Origin of the sequence: Mesorhizobium sp. M7A.F.Ca.US.005.03.2.1, from assembly GCF_003997795.1 — a bacterium.
Classification (GTDB): Bacteria; Pseudomonadota; Alphaproteobacteria; order Rhizobiales; family Rhizobiaceae; genus Mesorhizobium; species Mesorhizobium ciceri.
In genome coordinates, this window is record NZ_RZRP01000138.1 from 1 (window position 1) to 10,097 (window position 10,097).

The following is a 10,097-nucleotide window of genomic DNA, read 5'->3' on the forward strand; positions in this document are numbered from 1 at the left end:
CACCAGTGTGGCGGCGGCGGCGGCGAAAGCCTGCGAGGTCGGCTCGATCGTGTATTCGGATATGACGATCGAGGGATCGGGGAAGATGGAGACGGCACCCATACCGATGAAATGCAGAGTGCAGATCGCCAGCGTCAGCAGCACCGCGCCGCCGGATGTCGCCTTCAAGGAGGGGCGGCGCTGCACGACACGCAGCGCCAGCGCCGCGAGCGTTACGCCGGCCAGCAGGGAAACGGCGACAAGCAACAGGTTCCACTCGATACGGCCCTGAACCTCGAACGCCGCCATGCCGATGTAGTGCATGGCTGCGATACCGCCGCCCAGCACGGCGCCGCCGACGAGATGATAGTCGAACTCATCCCGCAAGGTGGCGATCCACATGCCGGCTGCCGTCAAAGTGACCGAAGCAGCGAGCGAAAGCACGGAGAGTGCCGGATCATAAGCACTGGGTATGCCCGGTGTGAATGCGAGCATGGCGATGAAGTGCGTTGCCCAGATGCCAAAGCCGGTCGAAGTGGCCGCGATCATCAGCCAGGCAAGCCGGTTCCGATCTGTGGAACGGCTTATGTGCTGAAGCAGGTTGACAGCAGAGAAGCAGGAAATTCCGCAGATCAGCGCGGCGAGTGCGACCAGTCTCAGATCGTGTTCGTTGACGATACAATTGTAGACCGTCAGCATTTATTTCACCTGAGCTTTGGAAATAAACAGGGCAGCAGTATCGAGTAGCGCGTTGCCGTTGAGGGATCGATAAAGTCGGCTGCAACCTTGGCGTGTCTCTTCGGGTTGCTGCGGCTGCAATCAGGGCTGACACGCCGAAAGCCAGCTTGACAGTCCCGACGGTGCTTCCTGGCGCGCTTGTCGTCGCGCTAAGCCGGCTAACCGTATCGCTCTCCATGCCTCCAAGCGGAGGCGAGCGTTGCGTCAGGTAAAGGGTGAAGTTCGTCGATCTGCAACAAAACCGTTGTCTGATTGTCATGAGCGACACATATTGCCTTCGCGGGAGTGCCCCCTTTCGCCAATGACAAACGGGAGATGAAACATGAAGTCCTTCGGCTTCGCGGCCGGTGTTGCCGCTACCTTTATGATGCTTTCCTCAACCTCCGCTTTTGCCGTCACGCAGATCAGTTGGTGGCACGCCATGACTGGCGCCAATGCCGAAGTCGTCGACAAGATCTCCAAAGATTTCAATGCCAGCCAGAGCGACTATGAGCTCGTTCCGGTGTTCAAAGGCACGTATCCCGAGACGCTGAATGCCGGCATTGCCGCCTACCGCGCGGGCCAGGCGCCAGACATCATCCAGGTGTTCGACGTCGGCACCGGCGTGATGATGGCGGCCGAAGGTGCCATCAAGCCCGCAGCCGATGTGTTGACCAGCGCTGGAATGACCTTCGACAAGAGCCAGTATCTGCCAGGCATAGTCGGCTATTATTCGAAGCCGGACGGCACCATGCTCTCCTTCCCCTACAACTCCTCCTCGCCGATCCTTTATTACAACAAGGATATCTTCAAGAAGGCTGGTCTCGACGTCGATAGCCCACCCAAGACCTGGAATGAAGTGTGGGAAGACGCCAAGAAGATCAAGGCGAGCGGCGCGGCCGCCTGCGGCTACACCTCGACCTGGCTGACCTGGATACATCTGGAGAATTTCGCGGCCTGGAATGACGTGTCATGGGCCACCCAGCAGAACGGTCTGGCCGGCGGCGATGTCGAGCTCAAGATCAACGCGCCGATTTTCGTCAACCATTTCCAGGCGCTGGCGGACCTCGCCAAGGACGGCACCTTCAAATATGGCGGCCGCACCTCCGAAGCCAAGCAGATCTTCCTTGCGGGCGAATGCGGGATCATGACCGAATCGTCCGGCGGGCTTGGCGATATCGTCAAGTCCGGCATGAATTACGGCATTGGCCAATTGCCGTATGACAGCGACGCCAAGGGTGCGCCGCAGAACACGACGCCGGGTGGCGCCAGCTTGTGGGTTTTCGCGGACAAATCCGATGAGGAATACAAGGGCGTCGCGGCCTTCTTCGCCTACCTGTCGAAGACCGAGGTGCAAGAATACCTGCACCAGAAGTCGGGTTATCTGCCGGTAACGCTGGCGGCTTATGAAGCGACCAAGAAGTCCGGTTTCTATGACAAGAATGTCGGCCGCGAGACCCCGATCCTGCAGATGACGGGTAAGACGCCGACCGACAATTCCAAGGGCGTACGTCTGCCGAATCTGCCGCAGGTGCGCGATATCCAGAACGAGGAGTTCGAGAAGATGCTCGCCGGCCAGCAGACCGCGCAGCAGGCGCTCGACAATGCGGTTACGCGTGGCAATGCCGCGATCAAGGAAGCGCTGGGGAATTAGAGCGAGCGCAGGTCCTTGCTCTACGGCGCACCTACCTGTCCCGCCGGGCATCTCCCCTCGGTGAGGGGAGTTTTGCCGTGCCTTGCGATTTCGCCAATGGTCGATGATGCCCAGTCCGAAACGCTCATCAAAGCCATCTTGGCGGAGAGGGGTGCCGCATGGTGCCCCCCGCCTCATCACCTCGGAGTGGCTCCGTGACCCCTCGCGTCGTGTTCCCCAACAAGGTCCTTCCCTACCTGCTTGTGGCGCCGCAACTGGCCATCACGCTCGTTTTTTTCTACTGGCCGGCCGGTCAGGCGTTCTACCAATCCATGCTCAGGCAGGATCCGTTCGGGCTGAGGACCAAGTTCGTCTGGTTCGCCAATTTCAGGAAAGTGCTTGCCGATCCGGCCTACCTGAACTCGATCAAGGTCACGGTGGTGTTTTCCCTTGCGACCGCTATCGTCGCCATGTGCGTGGCGCTCCTGCTGGCGGTCATGGCAGAGAAGGTGGTGCGCGGCAAAGGTCTCTACCGCACGCTCTTGATCTGGCCCTACGCGGTGGCGCCGGCGATTGCCGGTATGCTGTGGCTGTTCCTCTTCAACCCTTCGATCGGGTCGCTGGCCTACATGCTGAGGAGTTTCGGCATCGCCTGGGATCCACTGCTCAATGGCACCCACGCCATGATCCTGCTGGTGTCCGCCGCTGCCTGGAAGCAGATCAGCTACAATTTCCTGTTCTTCGTCGCCGGCCTGCAGGCGGTGCCGAAAGCCTTGATCGAGGCCGCGGCCATGGACGGCGCCGGCGAGACCAAGCGATTCTGGACCATCGTCTTCCCGCTGCTTGCGCCGACGACCTTCTTCCTGCTGGTCGTCAACACCGTCTATGCCCTGTTCGACACGTTCGGCATCGTCCATGCCGTCACCGGGGGCGGTCCGGGCAAGACGACTGAGACGCTGGTCTACAAGGTCTACAATGACGGCTTCGTCAATCTGATCCTCGGTGACTCGGCGGCGCAGTCGGTCATCCTGATGATCATCGTCATCTCGCTCACCGCCATCCAGTTCCGCTATGTGGAACGCAAAGTCCATTACGGCTGAGGGCGAGCGATGATCGGCCAGTCACCGCTCCGCACCGTCATCGCCCACGCCATGCTGATCCTCGGCATATTGATCGTCGCCTTCCCGATCTACTACACGTTCGTTGCCTCGACGCAGACGCTGCAAACGATCCTCAGGCCGCCATTGCCGCTCCTGCCCGGCGATCAGTTCTGGAACAATTACAGCGAGGCATTGTTCGGCGGTGTCGGCCGCATCGGCGGCGTCAGCGTCGGCAGGCTGCTGCTCAACACGACGATCATGGCGCTCGGCATCGCGGTGGGAAAGATATTCATCTCGATCCTGTCTGCCTATGCGATCGTGTTCTTCCGCTTTCCGCTGCGCATGACCTTCTTCTGGCTGATCTTCATCACCCTGATGCTCCCCGTCGAGGTGCGCATCCTGCCAACCTACAAGGTGATGGTCGATCTCGGCATGATCGACACTTATGCGGGCCTGATCATCCCGCTGATCGCCTCGGCCACCGCCACGCTGCTGTTCCGCCAGTTCTTCATGACAATTCCTGGCGAATTGGTTGAGGCGGCGCGGGTCGACGGTGCGGGGCCGTGGCGCTTCTTCTTCGATATCCTGTTGCCGCTGTCGCGGACAAATATCGCGGCGCTGTTCGTCATCCTCTTCATTTATGGCTGGACACAGTATCTGTGGCCGTTGCTCGTCACCAACAGCAGCAACATGAACACGATCGTCATCGCGCTCAGAAAGATGGTCTCCTTCGCCGATGCCGATACGCAATGGCACCTGGTCATGGTTACAGCGATGCTGGCCATCGTGCCGCCGATCCTGGTCGTGGTGCTGATGCAACGCTGGTTCGTTCGCGGCCTGGTCGATTCCGAAAAGTGAGAAGCTGAATGGCGACCGTCGATCTGAAGGATGTGAAGAAGGTCTACCCCAGCGGTTTCGAGGCCGTGAAGGGCGTTTCAATCGCAGTTCCCGACAAGGAGCTTTGCGTGCTGGTCGGCCCGTCGGGTTGCGGTAAGTCCACGCTGCTCAGAATGATCGCCGGGCTTGAAACCATCTCCTCGGGAACAGTTGCGATCGACGGCAAGATCGTAAACTCAACCGGTCCGACCGAGCGTGACATCGCCATGGTGTTCCAGAACTACGCGCTCTATCCGCATATGAAAGTCTACGACAACATGGCCTATGGGCTGCGCAACCGCGGCACGCCGAAAGATGAGATCGACAGCCGGGTCCGCGCGACGGCGAAAATACTGGAACTTTCGGCGCTGCTCGACCGCCGCCCGCGCGAGCTTTCCGGCGGCCAGCGCCAGCGTGTCGCCATGGGTCGTGCCATTGTGCGCAATCCGAGGGTTTTCCTTTTCGACGAACCGCTCTCCAATCTCGATGCCAAATTGCGTGGCCAGATGCGCGTCGAGATAAAGAACCTGCAGCGCTCGCTTGGCGTCACGTCGGTCTATGTCACACATGACCAGCTCGAGGCGATGACGTTGGCCGACATCCTCGTCGTCATGAATGCCGGACTGGTCGAGCAAATGGGGGCGCCGCTCGACGTCTACGAAAGGCCGGCCTCGACCTTCGTCGCTTCCTTCATTGGCGCGCCGCCGATGAATCTCCTGCCCCTTTCGCAAGGCCCGGCTGGTCCGGCGCTGGCTGATGGCAAGACGATTGAATTTGCGCCTGCGAACGCCGTCACGCTCGGCTTCCGCCCCGAGGATGCCGACGTCACCTTCGGGGCCGAGGCACCGTCCGGCGCGCTCATTCTGCCGGCGCTGGTCGAGGCAGTCGAACCGGTAGGCGCCGAAAGTTTCCTTCACTGTGCTGCAGGTGGCAGCAGGATCGTCGTGCGGGTCGCGGGTCGCGCCACCGCCACGGTTGGCAACCAATTGCGCGTGGTTGCCAAGGCAGAAAAGCTGCACTGGTTCGATCAGGCCGGAAAGCGCGTCGGCTAATCAGAAAGATAGGCCTACGCTCCACCCACGCGGCGTTCAGGCGAAGACATGCGCCTTTCCCGATACAGTCAGCCGGACGATCTCGCCGACCGCCGGCGCGTCCATGCCCGGTTTGCGCAGGACCAGCGGCGTGTTGCCGATCGCTGCCGCATCGGGCGGATCGGCATTGTTCAAGAGCCGCACCGCGACCGTGCACATCGAGCCGGCGAATTCGGATTCCGTCACCTCGCCGAACAGCATGTCCGAGGTGCCGGACATACCCTCGCGCGACGTTCTCTTCAGCGCGATCTGCTCCGGGCGAAGCATGATGCGGGCGATATCGCGGCTGTCATGGGTGTCGACCGCGATGCGGCCGAGCGGCGAGTTGGCGAAGCCATTTGATATCTTGGCCGGCAGGATGATGGCGTCGCCGAGGAATTCGGCGATCATCCTGTCCTTCGGCTTGAGATAGAGCTCGCGCGGCGTGCCGATTTGCGAGAACTTGCCGTCGCGCATCACCGCGACCTGGCTGGCGAAGGACAGCGCTTCGGCCTGGTCGTGCGTCACCAGGATGGTGGTGATGCCGGCGGCCTCCAGAAGTTCGGCCACCGCCTTGCGCATCGAGGCGCGCAGGCCGGTATCGAGCGCCGAGAACGGCTCGTCGAGAAGCATCAGCCTGGGCTTCATCGCCATGGCCCGGGCCAGCGCCACACGCTGCTGCTGGCCGCCGGAAAGCTCGTGCGGGCGGCGTTTGAGGATCGCCTTGTCGAGCCCGACGATATAGGCGAGCTCGACGATGCGCTCAGCGCGCTTGTCCTCGCCGCGGCCCATGCCGAAACCGATATTGTCGCCAATGGTCAGATGCGGAAACAGGGCACCATCCTGCGCCACCACACCGATGCCTCGGCGATATGCCGGCACCGCAGCGCCGCCGTTGGCCAATATGGCACCGTCGAGCGTGATGTGGCCCTGGTCCGGAGCCTCGAAGCCGGCAATCAGCCGCAGCAGGGTCGTCTTGCCGCAACCGGAAGGACCGACGATCGCCGTGCGGCTGCCGCTGGCGACGCTGAGGTCGACGCCGGCAAGGGCCGCCACGGGACCGTATTGCTTGTGCAGGCCGCTGATTTCGAGAAAGCTCATCGTCCGGCCATCCGTTTCGACTGGACATAGAGCAGCCAGGTCAAGGGCAGCGACATCGCCACCATGATGAAGGCGTAGGGTGCCGCCGAGGCATAATCAATCTCGCCACTGTAGGACCAGAAAGCCATCGCCAGCGTGCGGGTGCCGTTCGGTGCCAGCATCTGGGTGGCGGTCAGTTCGTTCATGATGCCGAGCGCCACCAGGGCCATGCCGGCCGCGGCACCCGGCGCCGACAGGCGGATCGTCGTCGACCACAGCGCCTGCAGCGGCGGCCGGCCGAGGCTGGAAGCGGCGCGTTCGAGCTCGACCGGCGCCTGCGCGATCGATGCCCGCAGGCTGACCAGCGCGCGCGGCAGGAACATCAGCGCATAGGCAACCAGGATGGTGAACAAGGTCTGGTAGAGCGGCAGCGCGATGCGTACGGTGATAGTGACCAGCGCCAGTGCGATGACGACCCCGGGCAGCGAGCCGACGATGTAGTTGCAGCCCTCCAGAAGACGCTGCAATGGCCCCGGCGCGCGGATCGAGATCCAGGCCATCGGCATGGCGGCGACGGTGGCGAGCAACGCGCCGGCGAGCGCCAGGAACAGCGTCTGGCCAAGCGCCAGGCCGATCTCGTCCAAGCGCCAGACAGCGGAGCCGCCGGCGGCAAGCCAGCCGCCAATGGTGACGAACGGCACGCCGAGCGCCAAAAGCGTGATGACGACTAGCAAGAGCAGGCTAGGCAGGGTGGCGCGTCCGAGGCTTGTGCGTTGCTGATGGCGCGCCGCGCCGGAGCCGACACGGGCATAGCGCTCCTCGCCGCGCACCAGCACTTCGAGGCCGAGCAGCACGAAGCAGCAGCTGACCAGCACGCCGGCCAGCATGTTGGCGGCCGGTCCATTGAAGGTCGACTGGAACTGGTCGACGATCGCCGTGGTGAAGGTGTCGAAGCGGATGAAGACATAGAGGCCGTACTCGGCCAGCAGATGCAGGCCGACCAGCAGCGAGCCGCCGCAGATGGCGAGCCGCAATTGCGGCAGCACGACCCGCCAGAACACGCGCCGGGGCCCAAGGCCGAGTGCGGCGGCGGCGTCTTCCAGGGCGGGATCGAGACGGCGCAACGCCGCCGACACCGGCAGATACAGGAACGGGAAATAGGCGATCACGGAAACCAGCACGCCGGCCCACAGGCCGTGCAGTCCCGGCACGATGGTGACCCAGGCATAGCTGTGCACAAAAGCCGGGATGGCGAGCGGCGCCACGCACAACCAGGCCCAGAGCCGGGCGCCCGGCAGGTCGCTGCGCTCGGTCAACCAGGCCAGCGAAACCGACAGCACGATGGTGATCGGCACCGAGAGCGCGACCAGCAGGACAGTGTTGACCAGAAGCTCGCCGACACGCGGCCGGAAGACCAGTGCCGAGACTGTTTCCCAGCCGGTCTGCACCGCGATCCAGATGATGAAGGCAAGCGGCACCAGCGCCAGCAGCGCAACGAAGATGGCGGCGAGGACCAGCCAAAGCGGTGCGCGTCGCCGAGCCCTTCGGCCTGTGCCCGAAGGCAGGCCCGAATGCGCGAGATCGACCGCGGACTGCATCAGGTCAGACGCCGTGCCGTTGCCGTCCAGCGGCAGCAATTGAAAGACCGCGATCGCGGTCGGGAACACAGCGTGTCGTCATCGACGAATGCCATCTCGAAAAACAAAATCACTCCCGCGGAAGGCGAATTCCCGCGGGAGCGTGGTCGGGTGTCCTTTTAGGACGAATGGCAACTAAAGCAAGCCGGCTGCCGTCATCAGATCGGTGACCTTCTTGGAGTTCAGCGTCGTGGCATCGACCTTCGGCGCCTGCAGATCGGCGAGCGGCACCAGCTTCGGGTTGGAGTCCGCACCCTTGCCGACCGCGTACTCGAAGGAATCGCCGGTTTTCAGCACGTCCTGACCGCCTTTGCCTGTCAGCCATTTCAGGAACGCCTGGGCTTCCTTCGGATGCTTGCTCGAAGCCAGCACACCGCCGCCGGAGATCGAGACGAAGGCGCCCGGATCCTGGTTCTTGAAATAGTGCAGCGCGACATTCTTGCTGTTTTCGCCGGTCTTGGCCTGATCGCCGAAATAGTAATAGTGGTAGATCACGCCGCCTTCGATCTCGCCGGCATTAACCGCCTTCATCACCGTGCTGTTGCCCTTGTAGGCCGTGAAATTGGTTTTCATCGCCTTCAGCCAGTCGGCGGTAGCGGCTTCACCTTTGAGCTGGAGCAGGGCGCTGACGATGGCCTGGAAATCGGCGCCCGAGGGGGAGGCGGCCCAACGGCCTTTCCAGCTCGGATCGGCGAGGTCCAGCATCGACTTGGGCAACTGGTCGGCAGTCAGCTTGGTCTTGTTATAGGCAAAGACCGTGCTGCGCGCGGCAACGCCGACCCATTTGCCGCTGGCCGGCTGATAGTCCTGGGGAACCTGCGCCAGCGTGTCCGCGTCGACCGGCGCGAACAGGCCGGCGCTTTCGACCAGCGCCATGGCCGGTGAGTTTTCGGTCAGGAAGACGTCTGCGGGCGAAGCAGCGCCCTCGGCGACGATCTGGTTGGAGAAATCGCTGTCGCCGCCATTGCGCACGGTGACCTTGATGCCTGTTTCCTTGGTGAAGCCTTCGGCCCACGCCTTGGTCAGGCTTTCGTGCTGGGCGTTGTAGACAATGATGCCATCCTCTTCCGCCTTTGCCGGACCGGCGATGAGGCTGATTGCCAGCGCAGCGGCGCCGGCGAGGGTGGAAAGAGCGTATTTCATGGCATTGTCCTCGATTTCGGGGGTCCTAGGTCTGTCACGGCTGCACCTATCGATACATGACAGCTATAGTCAACATTGTTGGTGTGCTTCAATCGGTCGCTGACGTGCAAAGGTGGGTGCCGAACGGACAATTCCGCGTGATGCTCACGGTTCGGCGGTGCCGCAAACTTTCGTGATTTGCCGACAGTTTGGCTTGGACATTATTTCGCCGGCCACGTAACAAATCAGCGCCGAGACGCGAAAATCGGGGAGTGAACTCTTGTGAGCGGCAAGGACGAGGCCGAACTTTCCCGGCTGATGCGGGCCGCGATCGCGGGAGATGAAAGGGCTTACGCCGACTTTCTGCACCGGATTGCCGCGCTGGTTCGCGGTTTTGCCAGGCGCAAGATCGTGCAGGGCGGGGTCGATCCCGAGGATGTCGTGCAGGAAACCTTGCTGGCCATTCATGTGAAACGGCATACCTGGCGTCAGGATGCGCCGGTGTTGCCGTGGGTCTATGCGATTGCCCGCTTCAAGCTGATCGATGCGTTCAGGCGGCGCGGACGGCGCATCGAGATCGACGTCGACGATATCGCCGAGACGTTCGCCGAGCCGGAAACCGAGACCGTCAGCGAGCGCGACATCAACCGTGCATTGGACGGTCTGTCGCCGGCTCAGCGCTCCGTGGTCTCGGCCGTGTCGGTGGAAGGGCGGTCCATCGGCGAGACGGCGGCAAAGTTCGGCATCAGTGAGACGGCGGTGCGGGTGTCGCTGCATCGCGGACTTGCCGCGATAGCCAAGCGATTCGGGCAGGGGCGGTTCGGGCGGGAATGACATGAGAACGGACGATCTCATCAAGGCGCTGGACGCCGATGCAACCAGC

9 protein-coding genes are annotated in these 10,097 nt (G+C 62.4%); 5 read left to right on the plus strand and 4 right to left on the minus strand.

Annotated elements, in window-relative coordinates; all coding sequences use genetic code 11:
• On the minus strand, nt 1–678 hold a 678-nt coding region (locus EN991_RS10580; protein WP_281058793.1), incomplete at its 3' end, for an MHYT domain-containing protein.
• Nucleotides 679–1,039: 361 nt separating this feature from the next.
• On the opposite strand from EN991_RS10580, the gene ugpB reads away from it, so the two are divergent.
• From ugpB to EN991_RS10600, 4 genes are all read left to right on the plus strand, one after another.
• Nucleotides 1,040–2,350, plus strand: a complete 1,311-nt coding sequence (gene ugpB / locus EN991_RS10585; protein ID WP_127368709.1) for a sn-glycerol-3-phosphate ABC transporter substrate-binding protein UgpB — start codon at nt 1,040–1,042, stop codon at nt 2,348–2,350.
• A 158-nt stretch (nt 2,351–2,508) separates the two neighbouring features.
• Nucleotides 2,509–3,429 (plus strand): sn-glycerol-3-phosphate ABC transporter permease UgpA, encoded by a 921-nt coding sequence (gene ugpA, locus EN991_RS10590; protein WP_050580468.1) that lies wholly within the window; start codon nt 2,509–2,511, stop codon nt 3,427–3,429.
• 9 nt (nt 3,430–3,438) lie between these two features.
• Nucleotides 3,439–4,287, plus strand: a complete 849-nt coding sequence (ugpE, locus tag EN991_RS10595) for a sn-glycerol-3-phosphate ABC transporter permease UgpE (protein ID WP_013529415.1) — start codon at nt 3,439–3,441, stop codon at nt 4,285–4,287.
• A gap of 8 nt (nt 4,288–4,295) precedes the next feature.
• Nucleotides 4,296–5,357 carry a sn-glycerol-3-phosphate import ATP-binding protein UgpC gene (locus tag EN991_RS10600; RefSeq protein WP_013529416.1) on the plus strand — a complete coding sequence of 354 codons (1,062 nt, stop codon included), beginning with the start codon at nt 4,296–4,298 and terminating at the stop codon, nt 5,355–5,357.
• 36 nt (nt 5,358–5,393) lie between these two features.
• Here the strand turns inward: EN991_RS10600 and EN991_RS10605 are convergent, their stop codons facing one another.
• The 3 genes from EN991_RS10605 to EN991_RS10615 form a co-directional block, all read right to left on the minus strand.
• Entirely contained in the window at nt 5,394–6,476 is a 1,083-nt protein-coding gene (locus EN991_RS10605) for an ABC transporter ATP-binding protein (RefSeq protein WP_013529417.1), read from the minus strand.
• Nucleotides 6,473–8,053, minus strand: a complete 1,581-nt coding sequence (locus EN991_RS10610; protein WP_164753882.1) for an iron ABC transporter permease — start codon at nt 8,051–8,053, stop codon at nt 6,473–6,475. The genes EN991_RS10605 and EN991_RS10610 overlap by 4 nt, the downstream gene beginning before the upstream one ends.
• 174 nt (nt 8,054–8,227) lie before the next feature.
• Nucleotides 8,228–9,235 (minus strand): iron ABC transporter substrate-binding protein, encoded by a 1,008-nt coding sequence (locus tag EN991_RS10615; RefSeq protein ID WP_013529419.1) that lies wholly within the window; start codon nt 9,233–9,235, stop codon nt 8,228–8,230.
• Between the two features lie 261 nt (nt 9,236–9,496).
• Here EN991_RS10615 and EN991_RS10620 point away from each other — a divergent pair, with 261 nt between their 5' ends.
• Complete coding sequence (locus EN991_RS10620) at nt 9,497–10,048, plus strand: sigma-70 family RNA polymerase sigma factor (RefSeq protein ID WP_013529420.1); 552 nt, start codon at nt 9,497–9,499, stop codon at nt 10,046–10,048.
• Nucleotides 10,049–10,097 lie beyond the last annotated feature (49 nt).